Here is a 26,610-nt window from a genome sequence, read left to right on the forward strand (position 1 = left end):
GAAGAACGGCGGGGAAACCCGCCGTTTGCTATTTCAGGGTACAGTCGCCGCAACGTTGAACGTCAGGCAGCTTATAGCGCTGGCAGCAGGTGCGTCTGACCAGAGTGCCTTCACGCGAAATGACCGTGCGGTAGAGTGGATTATCCCGGCCACATGAAAGCTGTTTTTCAAAGAAACAGGTCTGTACCAGCGTTGCCAGGCTCTGTTCATCCAGCAGCGGTTTTAGCTCGCCGAAGAACCAGTTTACCAGGTAGCCGGTGTTGCTCCAGATAAGCCGGGCATTGATCTCTTCGCTGGCTTCCAGCGCCGCCACTACCGGCATCAACCCTTCGACGATGAATTTTTCCAGCCGCAGGTGGAGCGGCAGCTCGCTTGCCTGACAATCCTCAGACACATCAATCCAGAAGCATTTTGCCCGCTCCGTTTCGTGGAACTCCACCCGCACATGCTGAGGCGAAATGTTCAGCGCTTTAGGCTGAGTCAGCAGCGCCATCATCATCGGCGGCACCAGCAGGCCGATGTACCATTGCGCCCATAAAGACTTCAGCGGTTTGTGCTCGCGGGTAAGCTGAGGCTGGTGACGATAGATATGGTCGTCGTAGGCCGCCATCAGAGAGGTTAGCGTGGCGGGACGCTGCCACTCGCTTAGCGACATTGCTGCGGCGGGAGCCTGTTCGTTTAATTTGAGGATGTCGTTGAAGTAGGGGCGGTGCGTGGCAAAATACTCCCGCAGCGAATCTGCCAGTGGGCTTTCCGTTGGGGGCCAGGGAAGCACAAAGCAGCCGCTGTCGTCGCTGAGCTGGAGGGATTGAAGCGCCATACCTTTGTCAGTACTTAATCTAAATGATAATGATTAGCAATACTAACTGCGGGGGAAATCTCTGGCAAGGTGAATTCACCGCCATCGCTGAGAGATGGCGGTTTTTGCGATCCAGGGCGCGTCTCGCCGGGTTAACTCACGGCAAGCATTTCGTTCGTCAGGATGCTGTTTCTTCCGCGGTTTTTGGCCTGGTATAACGCTTTATCGGCAAGGCTCAGGGCATCGTCAATGCTGCCTTCAGTGAATGGCGCAAGCCCAATACTGACGGTAACGTTGGTCGCGACCTGGTTATTAAACATATGTGGAATGTCCAGATCGAAAACGCGCTGGCGGATCCTTTCCGCCGACTGCATAGCACGTTCAGCATCGATGTTGGTGAGCATAATCATGAACTCTTCCCCGCCGTAGCGCGTGACAAGATCCCTTGAACGCACGGCATCGCGAATCGCGGCTGAGACCCGAATCAACGCCTGGTCGCCCATCGCATGGCCGTAGTGGTCGTTGTAGGACTTGAAGTGGTCTATATCCAGCAGCAAAACGTAGTGGCTGCCGCTGCCAGAGGCCTGAATGTGCTCGAGACGGTTTTGAAAGCCGCGGCGGTTATACAGGCCGGTTAAAGGATCAAGCATGCTGAGATCGGTCAGCGTCTCTTTTTCTTCGAGCAGTTTATTCATCAGTCGCTGGGTGAAGCGGTCATTACGTTTCTGAATAATATGCTGAATAGCGATCCCGATAGCGGGCAGCGCAATGGAATAGATCACCCGCAGCCATTGATCAACGTTGCCCAGCCAAAGTACGACCAGTGCAACGGGGAGGCTGTGCAACAGGAAAGCCACAATATTATTAATAAATGCAATCGCGCCAATAAAAAGCACCGACATCAGGCTAATCACCAGAAATGAGGTGTCCAGATCCCCGATAGCCGCATTTTTAATGAAAATATGTATCGCCCATAATAACCCGAGAAATAAAGAAACAAAGTTCAGGTTAATCAATAGCTTTTTGTTCAGCATCTGCCAGCCAAGTAGCGCCAGGCTAATCAGCAGAATGGCGACAACGGGCGGCGTTATGCGCATTGTCGAATGGAGCGGAAAGAGCATCGAAAAAACGGCTGCCAGGGCATTGAGCAGCAAAAATAAACGTAAAGAAAGCAGCTGCTTTGCTTTGAGTAAGGCTCGCCAGGTTTGGGCTGTCATAGAACGATTGTATCTTGGGTAAACGCGTCAGGTGTTGTGTGTGTCGTATCAATGAAAAGCGAGTTATCGACTTTTCTGGCAACTATTGGAATTTTTATAAGGCAAACTAAAGCCGGCGCTCAATCTATCACCTTACTGAAAATCTGTCATTAAATGACACGTCAACCCTGGCTATTTCAGCCATAGGTCGCGCACGTTTTTACGCTGACAGTTGAGAAAATTTATCATATGATATTGGTTATCATTATCATGATGGGGCATAAAGATGCTGCAACGACGACTCGAAGGTGGCTGGAGTGTAATGGTGGCGGGGCTTGCCGTGGCGCTGCTTGCCTGCCTGGATCTCAGTTTCAGCCAGTGGCGCGTGCTGGTGGTTATCGGCCTGCTTGCAACGGCATTGATGCTCTATCACAAGACCTTGAGACACTTTGTTTTACTGCCATCATGCGTAGCATTTGCCAGCGGATTGCTGTTGATTGTGATGAATTTGGGGGCAATGAGATAAACAAGCTGAGGAGAAAAAGAAGGTCACTTCATAAGAAGTGGTGCGAAGAGAGGGACTTGAACCCTCACGTCCGTAAGGACACTAACACCTGAAGCTAGCGCGTCTACCAATTCCGCCACCTTCGCACAGTTTCCAGATTTGCATCTGAAGAGTTTTGATATCGCCTTCGCATTGGTGCGAAGAGAGGGACTTGAACCCTCACGTCCGTAAGAACACTAACACCTGAAGCTAGCGCGTCTACCAATTCCGCCACCTTCGCGCAGTGCGAACGATATCTTTCGTGGTTGTGTTGGTGCGAAGAGAGGGACTTGAACCCTCACGTCCGTAAGAACACTAACACCTGAAGCTAGCGCGTCTACCAATTCCGCCACCTTCGCATACCTGTAATACCGAAGTATCACAACCACGGAGGCGCATTCTAGATGTTTTCTGAGCTTCGTCAACACTTAATTTGGTGCCGCTTTCCCGACTGATGCAAAAAGCGGCACCTGAGTGCTTCTAGCGCTTTTTACCCGCTCGGGTCAGCACGGCGCGGTAAACTTTGAAGCGGCCGGTTTGAGCAATAACTTCATGGCTGCCAAACACTTCGTCCAGTACGTCCGGGTAGGCAAGGAAGGCGTTCGCTACGATGCGCAATTCGCCACCCATATTCAGATGGCGAGCCGCGCCGCGAATAAGCTGGTGCGCCGCATCGAGGCTGGTTTGCATCCCGTCATGGAATGGCGGGTTGGAGATGATCATGTCGAAACGGCCGTTGATTTCCGAGTAGACGTTACTGGCGATCACTTCCCCTTCAATGCCGTTAGCGGCAAGCGTTGCGCGGCTGGCGGCGACCGCCGGTGCGCTAACGTCGCTAAGCGTGAGGCGGACTTTTGGCGAGTGGCTGGCGAGAGTAATCGCCAGTACGCCTGCGCCGCAGCCAACATCCAGCACTTTGCCTTTGGTGTGTGGCGTCAGAGTGGAAAGCAGCAGTTTGCTGCCGGTATCCAGACCGTCGCGGCTAAAGACGCCCGGCAGGGTTTTCACGGTCATCCCTTCATGAGGGTATTCGCCCCACCAGCTGTTTTCATCAAACGCAGGTTGTTGCTCAAGGCGGCCGTGGTACAAACCGCAGCGGCGCGCGCTGTCGATTTTCGTCAGCGGGCAAACGTCAGCCAGCATTTGCTCTGCGCTACGCACGCCAGAGCGGTTTTCGCCGACGACAAAAACATCGGTACCAACCGGCATCAGCGACAGAATGTTCATCAACTGGAACTGGGCTTCCGGCTTGTTTTTCGGCCAGTAGTAGATAAGCGTATTGCTGTCGGCAACGTCATCCGCACCGGCCACCAGGCCATATCGTGCGTTCTCACCCATCTGCGCGCTTAATACCTGCCAGTGGTGGAATTGCTGGGTGTGGGCGCGGCTGGCGGCGGTGTCGAAACGCGCCGGCAGGTCGTCTTGCATGTCACCGGCAAACAACACACGGCTCTCGGTAAAATCATCGCTGTGGCGCAGCAGTACTTCACTCGCCGGGGTAAACGCACTCATCAAATTGCTCCTGGAAAATCAGAGCGTGGATTATAGAGCTTTAATGGCGTGGATTCGATGAATTTGCTATATTTGCCGCCCGAATTACGCTCTCAACAGGTTTCGCTATGACTTCCCCTTCCCGACGCGACTGGCAGTTACAGCAACTGGGTATTACCCAGTGGATGCTGCGCCGTCCGACGGCTTTACAGGGCGAAATTGCGGTATCTTTGCCTGCGGGCGTGCGTTTAGTGATGGTGGCAGAGACGCTACCAGCCTTGAACGATCCGCTGGTGAAGGACATTTTACGCAGCATAGCGTTAAGCCCTGAGCAAGTCATGCAACTGACGCCGGAGCGGGCTGCAATGATGCCGCCCGACAGTCGCTGCAATAGCTGGCGCCTGGGCGTTGAGCAGCCGCTGACGCTAAGCGGCGCGCAGCTTGCGTCCCCTGCGCTTGACGAGCTTTATCACAATGGCAACGCGCGACAGGCGCTGTGGCAACAGATTTGCGAACATGAACACGATTTCTTCCCTGACGCCGAATGATTTGGCGGACGCGTATGCCATTGAGCTGCGCAGTCATGCTTTTCCCTGGAGTGAAAAAACCTTTGCCAGCAATCAGGGCGAGCGCTATTTCAATTTACGGCTGGACGTTGACGGCAAACTTGCTGCTTTTGCGGTGACGCAGGTCATTCTCGATGAAGCCACGCTGTTTAACATTGCGGTCGATCCGGCGTATCAGCGTCAAGGGCTTGGAAAAGCACTGCTTGAGTATCTTATTGCAGAGCTTGAGAAGCGTGATGTCTTTACTCTGTGGCTGGAGGTTCGCGCCTCTAACGTCGCCGCCAGAACGCTGTATGAAAACCTGGGCTTTAACGAGGCGACGGTGCGTCGCAATTATTATCCTGCAAAAGAAGGTCGGGAAGACGCGATCGTGATGGCGCTCCCCCTCGGTTAATTTTTAAAAGGTGTGTGGATGAACTGGGACTGGATTTTATTTGATGCGGACGAAACGCTGTTTACCTTTGACGCGTTCGGCGGTTTGCAGCGCATGTTTCTCGATTACAGCGTGACCTTTACCGCAGATGATTTCCAGGAGTACCAGGCGGTAAACAAGCCGCTGTGGGTCGACTACCAGAACGGGGCGATTACCGCGCTGCAGCTGCAGCTCAGGCGTTTTGAGGACTGGGCCGGGCGACTGAATGTGCCGTCAGCAGAGCTGAACGATGCCTTTTTATCCGCTATGGCCGAAATTTGCGCCCCTCTGCCTGGCGCGGTTTCTCTTCTGAATGCGCTGAAGGGCAAGGCTAAACTTGGCATCATCACCAACGGCTTTACCGCGCTCCAGCAGATCCGCCTTGAACGCACCGGCCTGCGTGACTATTTCGACCTGCTGGTGATTTCGGAGCAGGTGGGGGTCGCCAAGCCAGACCGCCGTATTTTCGACTATACCTTTGAGCAGATGAAACAGCCGCCGCGCGACCGCGTTTTAATGGTTGGTGACACGGCAGAATCCGACATTCTTGGCGGTATCAACGCCGGGATAGCAACCTGCTGGCTGAACGCCCACGGGCGCACGGCGCCGGAAGGGATTGAACCGACCTGGCAGGTCACCTCGTTAAGTGAACTGGAGCAACTGTTGTGTAAGCCATGATTGTTGATTGTTAAACCCGCAATGATGGGTAAAATAGCCGCCAAATAACGTTCACTCGCCGCGTGGCTCAAGGCCGCGCGCACTTACAGAAGATGTAATTATGACTTTGTCTCCTTATTTGCAAGAGGTGGCTAAACGCCGCACTTTTGCCATTATCTCTCACCCGGATGCCGGTAAAACGACCATCACCGAAAAGGTGCTGCTGTTCGGACAGGCGATCCAGACCGCCGGGACGGTTAAAGGTCGTGGCTCAAGCCAGCACGCTAAATCCGACTGGATGGAGATGGAAAAACAGCGTGGGATCTCGATCACCACCTCGGTGATGCAGTTCCCGTATCGCGACAGCCTGGTCAACCTGCTGGATACCCCAGGGCACGAAGACTTCTCCGAAGATACCTACCGTACCCTGACCGCCGTTGACTGCTGCCTGATGGTTATCGATGCCGCGAAAGGCGTAGAAGATCGTACCCGTAAGCTGATGGAAGTTACCCGTCTGCGCGACACGCCGATCATCACCTTCATGAACAAACTGGACCGCGACATTCGCGATCCAATGGAAGTGCTGGATGAAGTTGAGCGCGAGCTGAAGATTGGCTGTGCGCCAATCACCTGGCCAATCGGCTGCGGCAAGCTGTTCAAAGGGGTTTACCATCTTTATAAAGATGAAACCTACCTCTACCAGACCGGTAAAGGCCACACGATCCAGGAAGTGCGCATCGTGAAAGGGCTGAACAGCCCGGAACTCGACGCGGCAGTAGGGGAAGATCTCGCTCAGCAGCTGCGTGACGAGCTGGAATTGGTGCAGGGCGCTTCCAACGAGTTCGACCATGAGCTGTTCCTGGCCGGTGAAATTACCCCGGTATTCTTCGGCACCGCGCTGGGCAACTTCGGCGTCGACCACATGCTGGATGGCCTGGTGGAGTGGGCGCCGGCTCCGATGCCGCGCAAAACCGACACGCGTCTGGTGGAAGCGGCGGACGAGAAGTTCACCGGATTTGTCTTTAAGATCCAGGCCAACATGGACCCGAAACACCGCGACCGCGTCGCCTTTATGCGCGTGGTGTCCGGTAAGTATGAGAAGGGCATGAAGCTACGCCAGGTGCGTATCGGCAAAGACGTCATTATTTCTGACGCGCTGACCTTTATGGCCGGGGATCGTTCTCACGTGGAAGAAGCTTATCCGGGCGATATCATCGGCCTGCACAACCACGGCACGATTCAGATCGGCGATACCTTTACCCAGGGCGAAATGATGAAGTTCACCGGTATTCCGAACTTCGCCCCGGAACTGTTCCGCCGCATTCGCCTGCGCGATCCGCTTAAGCAGAAGCAGTTGCTTAAAGGTCTGGTTCAGCTGTCTGAAGAAGGTGCGGTGCAGGTGTTCCGTCCTATTGCCAACAACGACCTTATTGTTGGTGCGGTTGGGGTTCTGCAGTTCGACGTGGTCGTCGCTCGTCTGAAGAGCGAATACAACGTGGAAGCGATTTACGAATCGGTCAACGTGGCGACGGCGCGTTGGGTTGAAGGGAATGACGTTAAGAAGTTTGAAGAATTCAAACGTAAAAACGAAGTTCAGTTGGCGCTGGATGGCGGCGATAACCTGACCTATATCGCCCCAACGATGGTAAACCTGAACATCACTCAGGAACGTTACCCTGACGTGACCTTCCGTAAAACGCGCGAGCACTAATTATCAGCCAGAGCACGGTGTTTGCCGTGCTCTTCCCACTTTCCCTGTCTTTTTAATCCCTTGCAGAATCCTCTTAATTTCCCGCGAATCCTGCGTCATTGCTGCTTTTTCCATCAACACGTCATGCACTTTTATGATTGTGATCTATATTTAACAAAGTGATGACAATTTTATTGGATGAAAGCTCCGGGAATTAATCATTTTCTGGTGTCTTGTTGGCGTTTCTCATGTCATCTCAATATTAATAGCTGATTTTTTTCAGCTTACGAGAAACGAGAAAGCTCAAATGATGAGCAAACCTACAGGAATTAATCGATGACTACGACTAAGATTTCAAAAACTCTGCTGGCGGTTGTGTTGGGCTCTGTACTGGCAAGCACCAGTGCCTTTGCGGAAGACACTCTGCTCAATAAAACGGAATCTACCGCTGATAGTGCAGGGAAAAAAATCGATAGCTCAATGACTAAAGTCGGTAATTTCATGGACGACAGCGGCATCACAGCGAAAGTCAAAGCAGCACTTGTTGACGATAAAAACATCAAAAGTACCGACATTTCGGTCAAAACCGACAATAAAGTGGTCACCCTGAGCGGTTTTGTTGAAAGTCAGGCGCAGGCGGAGCAGGCCGTCGCCACGGCGAAAAAAGTGGAAGGCGTGACCTCGGTGAGTGACAAGCTCCACGTTCGCGACGCGAAAACGCAGTCGGTGAAAGGCTATGCCGGTGATGCGGCCACGACCAGCGAGATCAAAGCGAAATTACTGGCCGACAGCATTGTGCCGTCGCGCCATATAAAAGTAGAAACCACTGACGGCGTGGTTCAGCTGTCCGGCGAGGTGAAGTCCGCCGCCCAGTCTGAGAAGGCTGAAAGCATTGCCAAAGCTGTTGAAGGCGTAAAAAGCGTTAAAAACGATCTGAAAGTGAAGTAAAGCAGCACCCGAAATGGCTTCCAGGGCTCGTGCCTGGAAGCGATAAGCACCACCTTTACACATTATCGCCTGCGGGTTAGCCATTCGGCGCCCGTGAAGAAGCGATAAGATTCACTATGGTTAAGGAGAGTCTATGTTTCGTTGGGGCATTATTTTTCTGGTTATTGCGTTGATCGCTGCGGCCCTGGGCTTCGGTGGTCTGGCCGGTACCGCTGCAGGTGCTGCAAAAATTGTCTTTATCGTCGGGATCATTCTGTTCCTGGTCAGCCTGTTTATGGGGCGCAGACGTCCTTAGCAACGCTCACTGAGTAACATGCCGATACAAAAGAAAAGCCAGTCCTCGTGACTGGCTTTATACTGGTGGCAACCCTCTGTCGATAGAAAAGAACTACCAGACGGCTCGTTAAAAAAACAGGAAAATCAATTCATTGATTTTCGGCTGCTCACCACAAAGAGGGAAAAACCACGCTTTTCCCCTCTTTGTCAGCAACCTTAAGCCAGTCCTTGTGACTGGCTTTCGCCGTTTTACTTAGCGCGCTATGGGTATAGGGTAGAAATTCACAACAACAGAATTCAGGAAAGCAGGGTGGGAAATCGTATACCCGTTACGCTCGGCAATATTGCGCCGCTGGCGACTAAATCTTTTCGTCCTGGAAAGCTCGCTCTGATTTGTGAAGGGGGTGGGCAGCGCGGGATCTTTACGGCCGGGGTTCTGGATGAGTTTATGCGCGCGGAATTCAACCCCTTTGATCTGTTCCTTGGCACCTCTGCCGGGGCGCAGAATCTCTCCGCTTACGTTTGCAATCAGCCGGGATACGCGCGCCGCGTCATCACGCGGTTTACCACGACGAGGGATTTCTTTAATCCACTCCGCTTTGCGCGCGGAGGACATCTGATCGATCTCGACTGGCTGATTGAGTCGACCGCCGCCAGGCTGCCGCTGTCGATATCCAGCGCCGACCCGCTGTTTGAGCAGGGAAAAGAGTTCTTTATGTGTGCCTGCCGCAGTGATGACTATACGGCGAATTATTTTTCGCCGACCGCAGATACCTGGCTAAATTTGCTGAAAGCCTCCAGCGCTATTCCCGGTTTTTATCGCTCAGGCGTGGATATTGACGGCGTGAGCTACCAGGACGGCGGTATCAGTGATGCGGTACCGGTGCGGGAGGCGGTTAATCGCGGGGCGGAAACGCTGGTGGTCATTCGCACCGTGCCTTCACAGATGTACTACACGCCGCAATGGTTCAAACATATGGAGCGCTGGCTGGGCGAAAGCAGTCTGCAGCCGCTGTTGAACCTGGTACAGCACCACGAAGAAAGCTACCGTGAGATCCAAAACTTCATTGAGAAGCCGCCAGGTAAACTGAGAATCTTCGAGATTTATCCACCTAAAGCGCTATTAAGCAGCGCGCTCGGCAGCCGCCTGCCTTCGTTGACGGCGGATTATCAAACGGGGCGCTTGTGCGGGCGCTATTTCCTGGCCACCATTGGCAAACTGCTGGTGGCTAAGCCGCCGTTAAGACGCCATTTGCCGCGTATTAATACGCCAGGCCCGTTGGTCATCCCCCCGGCGGCGGCGGCAAATGAATCGCTGGTTAAACCGATTAGCCCTGGCCTGCAGGCGAATGATGCGGCGTTTGATAATGAGGATCTTGCGTGAGTTTTACGTTCTACGACACCCATTGCCACTTTGATTTTCCCCCCTTTACCGGGGATGAAGAGCACAGTCTCGCGCTGGCCGCTGACGCTGGGGTTCGTAAAATCATTGTGCCTGCAATAGAAGCCGGGCGTTTCAATCGCGTACTCGCGCTGGCGCAGAGCTACCCTGCGCTTTATGCCGCTCTGGGCATGCATCCGATTGTGATTGAAAAGCACGATGAAACAGGGCTGGCCACGCTGGAAGATCTTTTGCGGCAAAAGCCGGAGAAGCTGATCGCGATCGGTGAGATTGGGCTGGATCTTTATCGTGAAGATCCGCAGCTCGACAGGCAGGAGTTTATCCTAGGTGAGCAGTTGAAGCTGGCAAAGCGTTACGACCTGCCGGTGCTGCTTCACTCCCGCCGTACTCACGACAAGCTGGCGCTGCACCTGAAGCGCCACAATTTGCCCAGAACCGGCGTGGTGCACGGTTTTGCCGGGAGCTTGCAGCAGGCGGAACGGTTTATTGCGATGGGCTATCGCATTGGTGTCGGCGGTACCATCACCTATCCGCGTGCCAGCAAAACCCGGGATGTGATGGCCCGGCTACCGCTTTCATCGCTGTTACTGGAAACCGATGCACCGGATATGCCGCTGAACGGCTGGCAGGGGCAGCCCAACCGCCCGGAACGTGCCGCAAAGGTCTTCGATACGCTGTGTGAATTACGCCCGGAGCCCGCAGAAATCATTGCTAATGCCTTGAAAAACAACGCAGACGAATTATTCGCCTTTTAATGAGTCACGCTTAAAGTGTGACGCTCATCACCATGCTATGTAAATGTTTCTATACATTTCGTCCTACACGTGATTGCTCCGGCACTTTTCTCGTCCCTGTGGTTATAATCCGCGCGCTAAAAAGGGGCTGCTAAAGCCCGAATCTTTCCAGTTGATACACAGGGATACTGTATGCAAATACTCATGGGATTGGTCGGCATGGTGGCATTGCTGCTGATCGCCGTTTTACTGTCCAGCAACCGCAAGGCGATCAACCTGCGCACCGTCATTGGCGCGTGGCTTATCCAGATCGGTATCGGGGCGTTGATCCTTTACGTTCCGGTCGGGCGTAAGGTGCTGCTCGCGATGTCTGAAGGGGTGGCTAACGTCATCGCCTACGGCAACTCAGGGATTTCCTTCCTGTTTGGCGGGCTGGTTTCTGACAAAATGTTTGAGGTTTTTGGCGGCGGCGGCTTTATTTTCGCGCTGCGCGTTCTGCCGATTATCGTCTTCTTCTCCTCGCTTATCGCCGTGCTTTACTACCTCGGCGTGATGCAGTTAGTGATCCGGATTCTTGGCGGTGGCCTGCGTAAGGTACTGAAAACCTCGCGCACTGAATCCTTGTCGGCGACGGCGAATATTTTCGTTGGCCAAACCGAAGCGCCGCTGGTTGTGCGCCCTTATATCGCCACGATGACCCGATCTGAGCTGTTTGCCGTCATGTGCGGCGGTCTTGCTTCCGTGGCGGGTTCCGTGCTGGCGGGCTATGCGCAGATGGGCGTGCCGCTGGAATACCTGATTGCCGCGTCCTTTATGGCCGCGCCGGGCGGGCTACTGTTTGCCAAGATCATGCTGCCTGAAACGGAAACCCCGAACGACACGCCGGAACTGGAGTCGATGAAAAACGACCCGGACCGCCCGGCTAACGTGCTGGATGCGGCGGCCTCTGGTGCAGCTTCGGGGATGCAGCTGGCGCTGAACGTCGGGGCGATGCTGCTGGCGTTTGTGGCGCTGATTGCGCTGCTGAACGGAATGCTGTCCGGTATCGGCGGCTGGTTCAACTATCCGCAGCTTTCGCTGGAGCTGATGCTCGGCTGGGTGTTTTCCCCGGTCGCCTGGCTGATAGGCGTGCCGTGGAGCGAGGCGACTGTCGCGGGCTCGTTTATCGGCCAGAAGCTGATCATCAACGAGTTCGTCGCTTACCTGAACTTTGGCGCTTACCTGAAGGATGATGCTGAAGTGGCTGCGGCGGGTCTGCAGGTGCTGTCCGGCCATACCAAAGCAATTATCTCCTTCGCGCTGTGCGGATTTGCTAACCTTTCTTCTATCGCCATTCTGATCGGTGGCCTGGGCAGCATGGCGCCAAACCGTCGGCATGATGTGGCTCAGCTGGGCATGAAGGCAGTGGCGGCGGGGACGCTGTCTAACCTGATGAGTGCCACCATCGCCGGGCTTTTCCTGGCGCTGTAGCCTGCAATAAAAATGTTATAATAATAACATTCAGCGGTAACTGATGGCTGGCGCTCTGTCAGCCATTTTCTTGCTTCCTGGCGCAATTTAGCGCGTTATTTTGTTCCTTTAATCACATATACTCTATGAAAACTTGCAATTCATGCTTTGGCTTTTGTGAGGCGAGACACAAAATTGCATCGGTGGTGGGTGTTAGAATTCTAACATTGCAACCGGCAATGTGCGGTGAGAAGGATCTCAACGTGAGGGTGACCCAGGTGACCACTCTTCTTCAAGGAACCAAGTCCGCTCCAACGTGTTGAGTTTCCAGGCCGGAGACTTATTTCCCTTTTGTTGGAGAGCGTTATGACCGATTTAACCCAAAGCAGCCTGCGTGCGCTGAAACTGATGGATCTGACTACCCTGAACGACGATGACACTAACGAGAAAGTCATCGCTCTGTGCCATCAGGCGAAAACCCCAGTCGGTAACACCGCTGCGATTTGTATCTACCCGCGTTTTATCCCAATTGCCCGTAAAACCCTGAAAGAGCAGGGCACCCCGGACATCCGTATTGCGACCGTGACCAACTTCCCACATGGTAACGACGATATCGACATCGCGCTGGCAGAAACTCGTGCCGCTATCGCTTACGGCGCGGACGAAGTGGACGTGGTATTCCCATACCGGGCGCTGATTGCCGGTAACGAGCAGGTAGGCTTCGATCTGGTGAAAGCGTGTAAAGACGCCTGTGCCAGCGCTAACGTCCTGCTGAAAGTGATCATCGAAACCGGCGAGCTGAAGACCGAAGAACTGATCCGCAAAGCGTCTGCTATTGCGATTAAAGCCGGGGCCGATTTTATCAAAACCTCGACTGGTAAAGTGCCGGTTAACGCTACTCCAGAAAGCGCTCGCATCATGATGGAAGTGATCCGCGATATGGGCGTGGAAAAAACCGTAGGCTTCAAACCAGCCGGTGGTGTTCGCTCTGCTGAAGATGCTGCGCAGTTCCTGGCTATCGCAGACGATCTGTTCGGTGCCGATTGGGCCGACTCCCGTCATTACCGCTTCGGGGCATCCAGCCTGTTAGCCAGCCTGCTGAAAGCGCTGGGCCATGGGGACGGTAAAAGCGCCAGCAGCTATTAATTACTCGTCATACTTCAAGCCGCAGGTGCGTTAGCTGCACTCCCTCACCCCAGTCACTTACTTCAGTAAGCTCCTGGGGATGAGCTCTTTTGCCGTGTGATTCGGTCCATTTGGACCTCACCCCAGGGGGCCAGTGCAAGCACTGTTCAAAACGCTAATCGTTTTGTCCTGCGACTCGAATTATCCAGAGTAATCTTTAATTGCGGCGGGTTTTCCGCCGCCTTTCACCCGCATTTCCCAGGGGGTTGCCGTGTTTCTCGCACAAGAAATTATTCGTAAAAAACGTGATGGCCTGGTACTGAGTGACGAAGAGATTCGCTTCTTTATCAATGGTATTCGCGACAACACCGTCTCTGAAGGGCAAATTGCTGCTCTGGCGATGACCATTTTCTTCCACGACATGACTATGCCGGAAAGGGTGTCGCTGACGATGGCGATGCGGGATTCCGGCACCGTACTGGACTGGAAAAGCCTTAACCTTAACGGCCCGATTGTAGATAAACATTCCACCGGCGGTGTGGGCGACGTGACATCGCTGATGCTTGGCCCTATGGTGGCGGCCTGCGGTGGCTATGTGCCGATGATTTCAGGCCGTGGCCTGGGGCACACCGGCGGGACGCTGGACAAGCTGGAGGCGATTCCGGGCTTCGATATCTTCCCGGACGATAACCGCTTCCGCGACATTATTAAGGACGTCGGCGTGGCCATCATCGGCCAGACCAGCTCGCTGGCACCGGCAGACAAACGTTTTTATGCCACCCGCGACATTACCGCGACGGTGGATTCCATCCCGCTTATCACCGCTTCCATTCTGGCAAAAAAACTGGCCGAAGGATTGGACGCGCTGGTGATGGACGTGAAAGTTGGCAGCGGTGCATTTATGCCGACTTATGAGCTGTCAGCCCAACTGGCAGAGGCTATTGTTGGCGTTTCTAACGGCGCAGGCGTGAAGACCACCGCACTGCTGACGGACATGAACCAGGTGCTGGCTTCCAGCGCGGGTAATGCCGTAGAAGTCCGTGAAGCGGTACAGTTCCTGACGGGTGAATATCGTAACCCGCGTCTGTTCGACGTCACGATGGCGCTGTGCGTGGAAATGCTGATTTCCGGCAAGCTCGCCAAAGACGATACGGAAGCTCGTGCGAAACTGCAGGCAGTGCTGGACAACGGCAAAGCGGCCGAAGTGTTTGGCCGAATGGTTGCCGCGCAGAAAGGCCCGAGCGACTTCGTTGAAAATTATGCGAAGTACTTGCCAACGGCGATGCTGAGCAAGGCGGTGTATGCCGAAACGTCCGGATTTGTCTCGGCGATGGACACTCGCGCGCTGGGCATGGCGGTAGTGTCGATGGGCGGCGGTCGTCGCCAGGCTTCCGACACCATTGATTACAGCGTCGGCTTTACCGACATGGCGCGTCTGGGAGAATCTATCGACGGTGAACGTCCGCTGGCGGTGATCCACGCGAAAGACGAAGCCAGCTGGCAGGAAGCTGCGAAGGCAGTGAAAGCGGCAATCAGCATTGACGAAAAAGCACCGCAGGAAACACCAACGGTCTATCGCCGAATCACTGAATAACGGTATACTGATCTGATCCCTATTTTATAGAGCACAAGGTACGGAGAATAATATGAAACGTGCGTTTATTATGGTGCTGGACTCGTTCGGCATCGGTGCTACCGAAGACGCAGAGCGCTTCGGAGATGTCGGCTCTGATACCCTCGGTCACATCGCGGAGGCTTGCGCCAAAGGCGAAGCTGACAAAGGCCGTAAAGGCCCCCTGAACCTGCCTAACCTGACTAGTCTTGGGCTGGTCAAAGCTCATGAAGGCTCCACCGGCAAAGTGGCCGCAGGCATGGACGGTAACGCAGAAGTTATCGGCGCTTACGGCTGGGCACACGAGCTTTCTTCCGGCAAAGACACCCCGTCTGGCCACTGGGAAATCGCTGGCGTGCCGGTTCTGTTTGACTGGGGCTATTTCAGCGATCACGAAAACAGCTTCCCGCAGGAGCTGCTGGACAAACTGGTCAAGCGTGCCAATCTGCCGGGCTACCTCGGCAACTGCCACTCTTCCGGGACCGTGATCCTGGACCAGCTGGGCGAAGAGCACATGAAAACCGGGAAACCGATTTTCTACACCTCTGCTGACTCCGTGTTCCAGATTGCCTGCCACGAAGAAACCTACGGTCTGGATAAGCTTTATGAGCTGTGCGAAATCGCGCGTGAAGAGCTGACCGAAGGCGGCTACAACATTGGCCGCGTTATCGCGCGTCCGTTTGTTGGCGATAAAGCTGGCAACTTCCAGCGTACCGGTAACCGTCACGACTTAGCGGTCGAGCCACCTGCCGCCACCGTGCTGCAGAAGCTGGTTGATGAGAAAAACGGCCAGGTGGTTTCCGTGGGTAAAATTGCGGACATCTACGCCAACTGCGGTATCACTAAAAAAGTGAAGGCAACCGGTCTGGATGCGCTGTTCGACGCGACCATCAAAGAGATGAAAGAAGCCGGCGACGACACCATTGTGTTCACCAACTTCGTAGACTTTGACTCTTCCTGGGGCCACCGTCGCGACGTCGCTGGCTACGCGGGCGGCCTTGAGCTGTTCGACCGTCGCCTGCCGGAGCTGATGGCGCTGCTGAAAGAGGACGATATTCTGATCCTCACCGCGGATCACGGCTGTGACCCGACCTGGCAAGGCACCGACCATACTCGCGAGCACATTCCGGTGCTGATCTACGGCCCGAAAGTGAAAGCCGGTTCCCTCGGCCACCGCGAAACCTTCGCGGATATCGGCCAGACGGTAGCGAAGTACTTCGGTCTTTCCGACATGGACTACGGCAAAAACATGCTGTGATCCCTTTGGGCGGGCGGTTGCCCGCCTGATTGCTAACTTTTTAAATCAAGGAATACACAATGGCTACGCCACACATTAACGCAGAAATGGGCGATTTCGCTGACGTAGTACTGATGCCGGGTGACCCGCTGCGCGCCAAGCACATCGCGGAAACTTTCCTGGAAGACGTGCGTGAAGTGAACAACGTGCGCGGCATGCTCGGTTTCACCGGAACTTACAAAGGCCGTAAGATCTCCGTTATGGGTCACGGCATGGGTATCCCATCCTGCTCCATCTACGCGAAAGAGCTGATCACCGACTTCGGCGTGAAGAAAATCATTCGCGTGGGTTCCTGCGGTGCGGTTCGTGCGGACGTTAAGCTGCGCGACGTGGTTATCGGTATGGGCGCGTGTACTGACTCTAAAGTTAACCGCCTGCGCTTCAAGGATCACGACTTCGCGGCTATCGCGGACTTCGATATGGTTCGCAACGCGGTTGATGCGGCAAAAGCGCTGGGCGTTGACGCTCGCGTGGGCAACATCTTCTCTGCAGACCTGTTCTATACGCCAGATCCGTCCATGTTCGACGTGATGGAAAAATACGGCATTCTGGGTGTGGAAATGGAAGCTGCCGGGATCTACGGCGTAGCGGCTGAGTTCGGTGCGAAAGCGCTGACCATCTGCACCGTGTCTGACCACATCCGTACTCACGAGCAGACCACCGCCGCTGAGCGTCAGACCACCTTCAACGACATGATCAAAATTGCTCTGGAATCCGTCCTGCTGGGCGACAAAGAGTAAATTTTTGTTCTCGTTTAAAAGGCGCCTTAGGGCGCCTTTTTTATGCCAGATATCTATTCATATGAGCGAGAGACTTCGGTGGCTCGCTTAACGAACGGCCTGAGCAATCCAGGCGGAAAGTTCCCGGAGTTCGGCTTCCTGTTCAGGGAAGCTGTAAATCAGCGTTTCACACTCCTGCTGCAGCAGAATGCTGCGGTACAGGCAGCCTTTTAGTCGTGTAGCCAACGCTTCAAGCGGTGCCGGATTCAGGCTATCGGTGAAGACCTGCGCCCGGGTGATATGGCCTTTCTCGACGTCAAAATGCAGCTCAACGCCACCCCAGCTAAAGCGGTTGTCCAGCAGATGCGTAAAAGCTGGCGCCTGGCCAAAATTCCACTCCCAGCTGCTCTGGCGGGCAAAGGTTTCGGTAAAGCCTGGTAGATCGGGGAGCGCTTCCGGGGAGATATGCTCGGCTTCTACACGCTCGCCGTAGTGAGTGAAAAACGCTGCCGTAATCGCGTCGGCTATCTGCTCGTGGGTCAGTCCTGGCTTGATGTCGCTGAGGTTGGCGACCCGGCTTCTTACGGAGGTAATGCCTTTGGCCTGGAGCTTTTTCGGATCGGGATTAAGGTAGTTTGCCAGGCGGCTCAGATCGGCATTCAGCAGCAGGGTGCCGTGATGAAACCCGCGATCCAGGGTTTCCCGGTAGGCGGAACCGGAAATCTTGCGCGTACCTTCGGCGGTCTCGACCTCAAGATCGTTGCGCCCCGATGCGGTGGCTTTCAGGCCAAGGCTCGCCAGCGCGTTCAGTACGATAGCCGTGGAAATACTCTTGTCATATTCCGGCTTGCCGGCCATAAACGTGAAGCAGGTGTTACCGAGGTCGTGGAACACTGCGCCACCGCCGCTGCTACGCCTTGCCAGCCGAACGTTGTCCTGCTCCATGCGCCCGGTATTGCACTCTTTCCACGGGTTCTGGGCGCGGCCAATGACTACCGTGTCCGCATTACGCCATAGAAACAGAACCCGCTGGGTGGCGGGCATCTGCCGAAAAATAGTCTCTTCAACGGCGAGGTTAAACCACGGGTCGTAAGAGTCAGAGATAAGCAAACGCAAAGTCGACATAACAAAGATCCTTGTCCCAGAATAAAGGCGTTATCTTACCATGCAGATGGCGCGGCAAATTTACCGCGGGAGCTTTACTTCGTTTCGTCTTCTTCCGTGACCTTGGTATTGGCGGTCAGCAGGAACGGCGATTGCTGCCAGCGGGTACGTTTGCCGTGCAGCAGCGTGCGGGTCAGCACAATACCGATCGCGACTGCAAGCAGCAGCATCAGGCGCAGAATATTGGTGGTGTTGTCCACCTGCTTGGCTTCGGTGGCAAGGGTATGGGTGTCCAGGGTAATGCGCAGGTAGCCGATAGGCCCGCTTTTATCGGAGATAGGTTCGACAATTTGCTGGTTGAAGTAGCTGCCGGCTTTTTGGCCATCCAGCGCCAAACGGTCGCGAACCTCAATGTTTTCCCCCGCTCGCGCAATCTGGTCACCTTCGCTGTCGTACACGGCTGCGTCCAGAATACGGCTATCCTTAGTCAAAAGGTTAAGCACGGTGGAAATGCGCTTTTCATCCGGGTTCTCAGTTCTCATTACCGGTACCAGATTAAACGCGACCTGGCGGGAGAGGGTACGGGCCAGCTCCTCCAGTTGAACGTTTCGCGCCTGCTGGCTGCCCCGGCTGAACCAGGATGCGCCCTGCATTAGCGCTACCAAAAGTGCGAGGCAGAACAGCACAATCACTGCGCGGTGGAGCCGAAATTTAAATTTTACCCGAACCATGATGCACCTTTGGAAAATTGCGTACTTTAATGTTGCCAGAAGCAAGGCGGACAAGGTAGCCTCATGCGTTGTTTTTACCCGGATACCTTTCTGCCATTTCCCCTAATTTCGACAGCAAAAGGGTATGTTTACTTGATTCTGGAGCCGCAATGCCAAACAGTTTGACCTGGTGCGATTTGCCTAACGATGTTTCACTTTGGCCTGGGTTGCCGCTTTCCCTGAGCGGTGACGAAGTGATGCCGCTGGACTACCGCGCTGGCCGCAGTGGCTGGCTCCTGTACGGGCGTAATCTGGACAAACAATGCCTGACCAAATACCAGCGTAAGCTGGGTGCAGCGATGGTGATTGTGACCGCCTGGTGTGTGGAAGATTATCAGGTCATCCGTCTGGCTGGCTCTTTAACGCCGCGAGCCACCAAGCTTGCGCATGACGCCGGGCTGGACGTGGCACCTCTGGGTAAAATCCCACATTTAAAAACGCCGGGCCTGCTGGTCATGGACATGGACTCCACTGCTATTCAGATCGAGTGCATCGACGAGATTGCCAAGCTGGCGGGAACGGGGGAAATGGTGGCTGAAGTCACCGAGCGCGCAATGCGTGGCGAACTGGACTTTACCGCCAGTCTGCGCCAGCGCGTGGCAACCCTGAAGGGCGCGGACGCCAATATTTTGCGCCAGGTACGCGACGAGCTGCCGCTGATGCCGGGGCTAAAGTCTCTGGTACACAATCTCGATACGCTGGGCTGGAAAGTTGCAATTGCCTCTGGCGGATTTACCTTCTTTGCTGAATACCTGCGCGACACATTAAATCTGACGGCGGTCGTCGCCAATGAACTCGAGATTTGCGACGGCAAGCTGACCGGCGAAGTGCTGGGGCAGATTGTGGACGCAAAGTTCAAAGCGACCACCCTGAAGCGTTTGGCCGAAAAATATGAAATCCCCGCCGCGCAGACTGTTGCGATTGGCGACGGGGCCAATGATTTACCCATGATCCACGCCGCAGGCCTGGGAATTGCCTATCATGCTAAACCGAAGGTGATTGAGAAGAGCGAAGTCAGTATCCGCCATGCGGATCTGATGGGCGTGTTCTGCATCCTTTCCGGCAGCCTGATTCAGGAAGAACGTTAACAAGAGGTATAAAGGTGGCGAAAGCTCCAAAACGCGCATTTGTTTGTAACGAGTGTGGTGCGGATTACCCGCGCTGGCAGGGGCAGTGCAGCGCTTGCCACGCGTGGAATACCATTACCGAAGTGCGCATCGCCGCTTCTCCACAAGTTGCCCGCAACGAACGCCTTTCTGGCTATGCCGGAAGCGCGGGCGTCAGCCGGGTGCAAAAGCTTTCGGACATCAGCCTGGAAGAACTGCCGCGCTTCTCCACCGGTTTTAAAGAGTTCGACCGGGTGCTGGGCGGCGGCGTAGTGCCGGGCAGCGCCATTCTGATCGGTGGTAACCCAGGTGCAGGGAAATCAACGCTGCTGCTGCAAACGCTCTGTAAGCTGAGCGAGCAGATGAAAACCCTGTACGTCACCGGCGAAGAGTCGCTTCAGCAGGTGGCGATGCGCGCCCACCGTTTAGGCCTGCGGACGCAAAACCTCAATATGCTGTCGGAAACCAGCATCGAACAGATCTGTATGATCGCCGAGGATGAACAGCCGAAGCTGATGGTGATCGACTCGATCCAGGTCATGCACATGGCGGATGTGCAGTCTTCGCCGGGCAGCGTGGCCCAGGTGCGTGAAACTGCAGCCTACCTGACGCGCTTTGCAAAGACGAAAGGTGTGGCGATCGTGATGGTCGGGCATGTCACGAAAGACGGTTCTCTGGCGGGGCCAAAAGTCCTCGAACACTGTATCGACTGTTCAGTCATGCTAGACGGCGACGCCGATTCCCGCTTCCGTACTCTGCGCAGCCATAAAAACCGCTTTGGGGCTGTAAATGAGCTTGGCGTGTTCGCGATGACCGAGCAGGGTCTGCGTGAAGTCAGCAACCCGTCGGCCATTTTCCTTAGCCGGGGCGATGAAGTGACGCCGGGCAGTTCGGTGATGGTGGTTTGGGAAGGGACGCGCCCGCTACTGGTTGAGATCCAGGCGCTGGTGGATCAGTCGATGATGTCCAACCCTCGCCGCGTGGCCGTTGGCCTGGAGCAAAACCGCCTGGCGATTTTGCTGGCCGTGCTGCACCGTCACGGCGGCCTGCAAATGGCCGATCAGGACGTGTTTGTGAACGTGGTGGGTGGCGTAAAAGTGACTGAAACCAGCGCCGATCTGGCATTGCTGCTGGCGATGGTCTCCAGCTTGCGCGACAGAGCCTTGCCGCAGGATTTAGTGGTCTTTGGTGAAGTCGGGCTGGCGGGTGAAATCCGCCCGGTACCTAGCGGGCAGGAGCGTATTTCCGAAGCCGCCAAACACGGCTTTAAGCGCGCGATTGTGCCGCAGGCCAACGTACCGAAAAAAATTCCTGAAGGGATGCAGGTCTTCGGCGTGAAAAAACTTGCTGATGCGCTTTCTGTATTCGACGACTTATAATTGAGTAATTTGCGGGAACCGTTCCCGCTCCGGCAGGAGGCAGCGCGTGTCGTCATTCGACTATATTAAAACGGCTATTCGTCAGCAGGGCTGTACCTTACAGCAGGTTGCGGATGCCAGCGGCATGACTAAAGGCTACCTGAGCCAGTTACTGAACGCGAAAATCAAAAGCCCCAGCGCGCAAAAACTGGAGGCGCTGCACCGCTTCCTTGGGCTGGAATTCCCGCGTCGTGAAAAGAAAGTCGGCGTGGTGTTCGGAAAGTTTTATCCGCTGCATACCGGGCATATCTATTTGATCCAGCGAGCCTGTAGCCAGGTGGACGAGCTGCATATCATCATGGGCTACGATGAGCCCCGCGACCGCGCGCTGTTTGACGATAGCGCGATGTCCCAGCAGCCAACCACCGGCGACCGCCTGCGCTGGCTGCTGCAAACCTTTAAATACCAGAAGAATATCCGCATTCACTCCTTTAACGAGGAGGGGATGGAGCCTTATCCCCACGGCTGGGACGTCTGGAGCCGCGGAATTAAAGCGTTTATGGACAGCAAAGGTATTTCGCCAGACCGGATCTACACCTCCGAAGAAGGGGATGCTGCGAAGTTTACCGAACATCTCGGGATCGAAACGGTGGTGGTCGATCCTAAGCGTACCTTTATGAATATCAGCGGTACGCAAATCCGTGAAAACCCGTTCCGCTACTGGGAATACATTCCTACCGAGGTAAAGCCGTTCTTCGTGCGCACGGTGGCGATCCTCGGCGGTGAGTCGAGCGGGAAATCGTGGATGGTGAACAAGCTCGCCAACATCTTCAATACCACCAGTGCCTGGGAATACGGGCGGGATTACGTCTTCTCGCACCTTGGCGGTGACGAAATGGCGCTGCAATATTCGGACTACGATAAAATTGCCATCGGCCACGCACAGTACGTCGACTTTGCGGTGAAGTACGCCAATAAAGTGGCATTTATCGACACCGACTTTGTGACCACGCAGGCCTTCTGCAAGAAGTATGAAGGCCGCGAGCACCCGTTTGTACAGGCGCTGATCGACGAATACCGCTTTGACCTGGTTATTCTGCTGGAAAACAATACGCCGTGGGTGGCCGACGGTTTACGCAGTCTCGGCAGCGATGTGGACAGAAAATCGTTCCAGAACCTGCTGGTGGAGATGCTCAAAGAGAACAACATCGAGTTTGTTCACGTCGAAGAGTCTGACTATGACTCGCGCTTCCTGCGCTGCGTAGATCTGGTGAAAGAGATGATGGGCGAGCAGCGGTAAAGTTTCCGCTGGCCCTCACCCTAACCCTCTCCCGGAGGGAGAGGGAAGAAACAAAATTACCTGTCGTTTTTTCTCCCTCGCCCCTTTGGGGAGAGGGCCGGGGTGAGGGGAAAAGAACTCGCCATAAAAAAGGCACCGTGAAGGTGCCTTTTGCATTTACTTGGTTACGCGCTTGTACTTGATGCGTTTTGGCTCCAGGGCATCGGAGCCGAGGGTACGCTTCTTGTACTCTTCGTATTCGGTGAAGTTACCTTCGAAGAATTCGACTTTACCTTCATCCTGGTAATCCAGAATGTGGGTCGCGATACGGTCCAGGAACCAGCGGTCGTGCGAGATAACCATCGCGCAGCCCGGGAATTCCAGCAGGGCGTTTTCCAGCGCGCGCAGGGTTTCGATATCCAGGTCGTTGGTTGGTTCATCGAGCAGCAGAACGTTACCGCCAACCTGCAGCAGTTTCGCCAGATGCAGACGACCACGCTCACCGCCAGACAGCTCGCCCACGCGTTTGCCCTGGTCGACGCCTTTGAAGTTAAAGCGGCCGACGTAGGCGCGGCTTGGCATCTCGGTGTTACCGATACGCATAATGTCCTGGCCGCCGGAGACTTCTTCCCACACGGTTTTGCTGTTGTCCATGGCGTCACGGAACTGGTCAACGGAAGCCAGTTTCACGGTCTCACCGAGGGTGATAGAGCCGCTGTCAGGCTGTTCCTGACCGGACATCATGCGGAACAGGGTGGATTTACCCGCGCCGTTCGGGCCGATGATGCCGACGATGGCGCCTTTCGGTACGGAGAAGCTCAGATCGTCAATCAGCAGGCGGTCGCCGTAAGATTTACGCAGGTTGTTAACTTCCACCACTTTATCCCCCAGGCGTGCGCCAGGTGGAATAAACAGTTCGTTGGTTTCGTTACGTTTCTGGTATTCGGTGTTGTTCAGCTCTTCGAAGCGTGCCAGACGGGCTTTGCCCTTAGACTGACGGCCTTTAGCGCCCTGACGAACCCACTCCAGCTCTTTCTCAATGGATTTACGGCGAGCCGCTTCCGTTGAGGCTTCCTGCGCCAGGCGTTGATCTTTCTGCTCCAGCCAGGAGGAGTAGTTGCCTTCCCATGGAATACCTTCCCCACGGTCAAGTTCGAGGATCCAACCGGCGACGTTATCGAGGAAGTAACGGTCGTGGGTGATCGCCACCACGGTGCCTTCGAAGTCGTGCAGGAAGCGCTCCAGCCATGCCACGGATTCTGCATCCAGGTGGTTAGTTGGTTCGTCGAGCAGCAGCATGTCTGGTTTTTCCAGCAGCAGGCGGCACAGCGCAACGCGGCGGCGTTCCCCCCCGGACAGCTTCTCGATTTTTGCATCCCAGTCCGGCAGACGCAGGGCATCAGCGGCACGCTCCAGCTGCACGTTCAGGTTATGACCGTCGTGCGCCTGAATGATTTCTTCATACTTGCCTTGCTGTGCGGCCAGCTTATCGAAGTCCGCGTCCGGCTCGGCGTATTTGGCGTAGACTTCGTCCAGGCCTTTCAGCGCGTTAACCACTTCGGAAACCGCTTCTTCTACGGACTCACGTACGGTGTGTTCCGGGTTCAGCTTAGGTTCCTGCGGCAGATAGCCGATCTTGATGCCAGGCTGAGGACGGGCTTCACCTTCGATATCGGTATCGATGCCGGCCATGATGCGCAGCAGGGTGGATTTACCGGCACCGTTCAGACCCAGTACGCCGATTTTGGCGCCAGGGAAGAAGCTGAGCGAAATATTTTTCAGAATATGTCGTTTCGGCGGGACAACTTTGCCGACACGATGCATGGTATAAACGAATTGAGCCACAGTGCGACTTTGCCTCTTTTATCGTGATGTAAGATGGTACTTAACAAAGGCGAAGTGTAGCGGTTTTCACGGTCTAATCCCAGCGGGGTATCGTGCTTCTGCCGGGCAGGGCGTCTTTATACGTTTCATGACCAAAATATCCCTTCCGGACGTGGCGTATTGCGTCTCCCCTGGTTAGCATGAATGCATTCGCTTATTGCAGCGCAGGCATGATGCCGTCAGGAAAATAATGAGGAGAAGGTGTGGTAAAAGCCAAACAAGTCGTATGGCAGTTGCTTGCCGCGGGCGTTAGCCTGGTGATGTTAAACGGCGCGGTACGTGCAGATTCTCTCGATGAGCAGCGCAACCGCTACGCGCAAATTAAACAGGCCTGGGATAACAAGCAAATGGACGTGGTGCAGCAGCTTATGCCCACGCTGCAAACCTATCCCCTTTATCCTTATCTTGAATACCGTCAGCTCACCGATGACCTGATGAACGAGCCGACCGTGGCTGTGGCACAGTTTATCCAGGCGAACCCAACCCTGCCTCCGGCACGTACCTTAAGCTCCCGGTTTGTTAACGAGCTGGCCAGACGTCAGGACTGGCGAGGCTTGCTGGCCTTTAGCCCCGAGCCGCCAGCTACAAACGAAGCAAAATGTAATTACTACTTTGCCAAGTGGAATACCGGGCAAGCGGATGCAGCCTGGGCCGGAGCGAAAGAACTTTGGCTGACGGGAAAAAGCCAGCCATCGAGCTGTGATGCGCTGTTTTCGGCGTGGCGAGCTTCCGGTACGCAAGATCCGCTGGCTTACCTCGAGCGCATCCGCCTGGCGATGAAAGAGGGGAATACCTCGCTGGTGAACGCGCTGGCGAACCAGATGCCTGCGGAATATCAGACCATCTCCAGCGCCCTGGTCAGCCTGCAAAATAATCCCAGCACGGTGCTGACCTTCGCCAATACGGTGGGGGCGACGGACTTCACTCGTCAGGCGGCCGCTATCGCCTTTGCAAGCGTTGCCCGCCAGGATGTAGAGAATGCTCGCCTGATGATCCCGTCGCTGGCCCAGGCGCAGAAACTGACCGAGGAGCAGGTGCAGGAATTGCGTGACGTTGTGGCCTGGCGATTGATGGGCACCGACGTGACGGATGAACAGGCCCGCTGGCGGGATGACGCCATTATGCGCTCCCAGTCTACCTCGTTGATTGAGCGGCGCGTGCGCATGGCGCTGGGTGCGGGCGATCGCACAGGACTGAACACCTGGCTGGCGCGTTTGCCGATGGAAGCCAAAGAGAAAGACGAGTGGCGCTACTGGCAGGCTGATTTACTGCTGGAGCGGGGACGTGAAGATGAAGCGAAAGGCATTCTTCGTGCCCTGGTGCAGCAGCGCGGCTTCTACCCGATGGTCGCCGCGCAAAGGCTCGGAGAAGAATACCCACTGCGCGTGGATAAAGCTGAACCTGTGAACCCGGCGCTGGTGCAGGGGCCTGAAATGGCCCGCGTCCGCGAGCTAATGTACTGGAATATGGATAACACCGCGCGTAGCGAATGGGCAAACCTGGTCACCAGCCGCAGCAAGCAGGAGCAGGCCGGGCTGGCGCGCTATGCTTTTGAGCAGGACTGGTGGGATCTCAGCGTGCAGGCAACCATTGCCGGCAAGCTGTGGGATAACCTCGAAGAGCGCTTCCCGCTGGCTTATAAAGGCACCTTTGCCCGCTATGTTAGCGGCAAAACTGTGCCACAAAGTTATGCGATGGCGATTGCCCGCCAGGAAAGTGCCTGGAACCCGAAAGTGCGTTCCCCGGTGGGGGCAAGCGGCCTGATGCAGATTATGCCAGGCACGGCGACCCATACGGTGAAGATGTTCAGTATTCCAGGCTACAGCAGCCCGGTGCAGCTTTTGGATCCTGACACTAACATCAATATCGGCACCAGCTACCTGCAGTACGTGTTCCAGCAGTTTGAGAACAACCGTATCTTTGCTTCCGCCGCCTACAACGCCGGGCCGGGGCGTGTGCGCACCTGGCTGGGTAACAGCGCAGGGCGGATTGACGCCATCGCATTCGTGGAAAGTATTCCGTTTTCTGAGACGCGTGGCTATGTGAAGAACGTGCTGGCCTACGATGCCTATTACCGCTATTTCATGGGGCAGCCGGACAAGATTCTGTCGGACAGCGAGTGGCAGCGGCGTTACTGATTGCGCGGAGAGTATGTTATGCTGCCGTACTAGTTAAAGAGTATGGTGGCCTGA

24 protein-coding genes and 3 tRNA genes are annotated in these 26,610 nt (G+C 55.2%); 18 read left to right on the plus strand and 9 right to left on the minus strand.

Annotated features, from left to right (window positions below; genetic code table 11):
• Positions 1-28: 28 nt before the first annotated feature.
• Together fhuF and LH23_RS08315 are read right to left on the minus strand one after the other, a co-directional pair.
• Positions 29-820, minus strand: a complete 792-nt coding sequence (gene fhuF / locus LH23_RS08310; RefSeq protein ID WP_039290032.1) for a siderophore-iron reductase FhuF — start codon at positions 818-820, stop codon at positions 29-31.
• 131 nt (positions 821-951) lie between these two features.
• The gene (locus LH23_RS08315; protein WP_039290035.1) at positions 952-2,016 is read right to left on the minus strand and encodes a GGDEF domain-containing protein; all 1,065 of its coding nucleotides are present in this window, start codon (positions 2,014-2,016) and stop codon (positions 952-954) included.
• A gap of 265 nt (positions 2,017-2,281) precedes the next feature.
• Here LH23_RS08315 and LH23_RS08320 point away from each other — a divergent pair, with 265 nt between their 5' ends.
• Complete coding sequence (locus tag LH23_RS08320) at positions 2,282-2,521, plus strand: DUF1435 domain-containing protein (RefSeq protein WP_039290039.1); 240 nt, start codon at positions 2,282-2,284, stop codon at positions 2,519-2,521.
• Positions 2,522-2,559: 38 nt separating this feature from the next.
• Here LH23_RS08320 and LH23_RS08325 read toward each other — a convergent pair.
• The 4 genes from LH23_RS08325 to rsmC form a co-directional block, all read right to left on the minus strand.
• Positions 2,560-2,646, minus strand: a tRNA-Leu gene (locus tag LH23_RS08325).
• Positions 2,647-2,693: 47 nt separating this feature from the next.
• A tRNA-Leu gene (locus LH23_RS08330) sits at positions 2,694-2,780 on the minus strand.
• 31 nt (positions 2,781-2,811) lie between these two features.
• Positions 2,812-2,898: transfer RNA gene (locus tag LH23_RS08335), tRNA-Leu, on the minus strand.
• 121 nt (positions 2,899-3,019) lie between these two features.
• Positions 3,020-4,051: a 16S rRNA (guanine(1207)-N(2))-methyltransferase RsmC gene (gene rsmC / locus LH23_RS08340; protein ID WP_039290042.1), complete on the minus strand. Its 1,032-nt coding sequence runs from the start codon at positions 4,049-4,051 to the stop codon at positions 3,020-3,022.
• Between the two features lie 107 nt (positions 4,052-4,158).
• Between rsmC and LH23_RS08345 the strand changes: the two genes are divergently transcribed.
• The 13 genes from LH23_RS08345 (at position 4,159) to deoD (ending at position 16,938) form a co-directional block, all read left to right on the plus strand.
• Entirely contained in the window at positions 4,159-4,578 is a 420-nt protein-coding gene (locus LH23_RS08345) for a DNA polymerase III subunit psi (protein WP_039290045.1), read from the plus strand.
• Entirely contained in the window at positions 4,547-4,990 is a 444-nt protein-coding gene (rimI, locus tag LH23_RS08350) for a ribosomal protein S18-alanine N-acetyltransferase (protein ID WP_039290048.1), read from the plus strand. Before LH23_RS08345 ends, rimI begins: the two co-directional genes overlap by 32 nt.
• An 18-nt stretch (positions 4,991-5,008) precedes the next feature.
• A complete protein-coding gene (yjjG, locus tag LH23_RS08355; protein WP_039290052.1) occupies positions 5,009-5,686 on the plus strand; it encodes a pyrimidine 5'-nucleotidase in 678 nt (225 codons plus the stop codon).
• 100 nt (positions 5,687-5,786) lie between these two features.
• The gene (gene prfC, locus LH23_RS08360) at positions 5,787-7,376 is read left to right on the plus strand and encodes a peptide chain release factor 3 (RefSeq protein ID WP_039290055.1); all 1,590 of its coding nucleotides are present in this window, start codon (positions 5,787-5,789) and stop codon (positions 7,374-7,376) included.
• Between the two features lie 315 nt (positions 7,377-7,691).
• Positions 7,692-8,303 (plus strand): molecular chaperone OsmY, encoded by a 612-nt coding sequence (gene osmY, locus LH23_RS08365; protein WP_039290058.1) that lies wholly within the window; start codon positions 7,692-7,694, stop codon positions 8,301-8,303.
• Positions 8,304-8,436: 133 nt separating this feature from the next.
• Positions 8,437-8,598: a DUF1328 domain-containing protein gene (locus LH23_RS23370; protein WP_007373037.1), complete on the plus strand. Its 162-nt coding sequence runs from the start codon at positions 8,437-8,439 to the stop codon at positions 8,596-8,598.
• Positions 8,599-8,889: 291 nt separating this feature from the next.
• On the plus strand, positions 8,890-9,963 hold the full coding sequence (locus LH23_RS08370; RefSeq protein WP_039290061.1) for a patatin-like phospholipase family protein: 1,074 nt from the start codon (positions 8,890-8,892) through the stop codon (positions 9,961-9,963).
• The gene (locus tag LH23_RS08375; protein ID WP_039290063.1) at positions 9,960-10,736 is read left to right on the plus strand and encodes a TatD family hydrolase; all 777 of its coding nucleotides are present in this window, start codon (positions 9,960-9,962) and stop codon (positions 10,734-10,736) included. Before LH23_RS08370 ends, LH23_RS08375 begins: the two co-directional genes overlap by 4 nt.
• Before the next feature lie 171 nt (positions 10,737-10,907).
• Positions 10,908-12,185 carry a NupC/NupG family nucleoside CNT transporter gene (locus LH23_RS08380; RefSeq protein ID WP_039290077.1) on the plus strand — a complete coding sequence of 426 codons (1,278 nt, stop codon included), beginning with the start codon at positions 10,908-10,910 and terminating at the stop codon, positions 12,183-12,185.
• A 345-nt stretch (positions 12,186-12,530) separates the two neighbouring features.
• Positions 12,531-13,310, plus strand: a complete 780-nt coding sequence (gene deoC / locus LH23_RS08385; RefSeq protein ID WP_039290078.1) for a deoxyribose-phosphate aldolase — start codon at positions 12,531-12,533, stop codon at positions 13,308-13,310.
• Positions 13,311-13,560: 250 nt separating this feature from the next.
• Entirely contained in the window at positions 13,561-14,883 is a 1,323-nt protein-coding gene (deoA, locus tag LH23_RS08390) for a thymidine phosphorylase (protein ID WP_039290082.1), read from the plus strand.
• Between the two features lie 52 nt (positions 14,884-14,935).
• The gene (deoB, locus tag LH23_RS08395; protein WP_039290084.1) at positions 14,936-16,159 is read left to right on the plus strand and encodes a phosphopentomutase; all 1,224 of its coding nucleotides are present in this window, start codon (positions 14,936-14,938) and stop codon (positions 16,157-16,159) included.
• A gap of 59 nt (positions 16,160-16,218) precedes the next feature.
• Positions 16,219-16,938 (plus strand): purine-nucleoside phosphorylase, encoded by a 720-nt coding sequence (gene deoD / locus LH23_RS08400; RefSeq protein ID WP_008460099.1) that lies wholly within the window; start codon positions 16,219-16,221, stop codon positions 16,936-16,938.
• An 87-nt stretch (positions 16,939-17,025) separates the two neighbouring features.
• On the opposite strand, the gene lplA is transcribed toward deoD, so the two are convergent.
• On the minus strand, positions 17,026-18,042 hold the full coding sequence (gene lplA, locus LH23_RS08405; RefSeq protein ID WP_039290086.1) for a lipoate--protein ligase LplA: 1,017 nt from the start codon (positions 18,040-18,042) through the stop codon (positions 17,026-17,028).
• Positions 18,043-18,116: 74 nt separating this feature from the next.
• Entirely contained in the window at positions 18,117-18,752 is a 636-nt protein-coding gene (locus LH23_RS08410) for a YtjB family periplasmic protein (protein WP_039290089.1), read from the minus strand.
• Positions 18,753-18,901: 149 nt separating this feature from the next.
• Here LH23_RS08410 and serB point away from each other — a divergent pair, with 149 nt between their 5' ends.
• The 3 genes from serB to nadR are packed head-to-tail and all read left to right on the plus strand — an operon-like array spanning position 18,902 to position 22,555.
• Positions 18,902-19,879, plus strand: coding sequence for a phosphoserine phosphatase (gene serB, locus LH23_RS08415; protein WP_039290090.1), 978 nt, complete (start codon positions 18,902-18,904; stop codon positions 19,877-19,879).
• Positions 19,880-19,893: 14 nt separating this feature from the next.
• On the plus strand, positions 19,894-21,276 hold the full coding sequence (gene radA / locus LH23_RS08420; RefSeq protein WP_039290093.1) for a DNA repair protein RadA: 1,383 nt from the start codon (positions 19,894-19,896) through the stop codon (positions 21,274-21,276).
• Positions 21,277-21,322: 46 nt separating this feature from the next.
• The gene (gene nadR / locus LH23_RS08425) at positions 21,323-22,555 is read left to right on the plus strand and encodes a multifunctional transcriptional regulator/nicotinamide-nucleotide adenylyltransferase/ribosylnicotinamide kinase NadR (protein WP_039290095.1); all 1,233 of its coding nucleotides are present in this window, start codon (positions 21,323-21,325) and stop codon (positions 22,553-22,555) included.
• Between the two features lie 156 nt (positions 22,556-22,711).
• On the opposite strand, the gene ettA is transcribed toward nadR, so the two are convergent.
• Positions 22,712-24,379, minus strand: coding sequence for an energy-dependent translational throttle protein EttA (gene ettA / locus LH23_RS08430; RefSeq protein ID WP_008460109.1), 1,668 nt, complete (start codon positions 24,377-24,379; stop codon positions 22,712-22,714).
• Between the two features lie 242 nt (positions 24,380-24,621).
• On the opposite strand from ettA, the gene sltY reads away from it, so the two are divergent.
• Entirely contained in the window at positions 24,622-26,556 is a 1,935-nt protein-coding gene (gene sltY, locus LH23_RS08435; RefSeq protein WP_039290099.1) for a murein transglycosylase, read from the plus strand.
• Positions 26,557-26,610 lie beyond the last annotated feature (54 nt).

The organism is Cedecea neteri, assembly GCF_000758305.1.
Classification (GTDB): Bacteria; Pseudomonadota; Gammaproteobacteria; order Enterobacterales; family Enterobacteriaceae; genus Cedecea; species Cedecea neteri_C.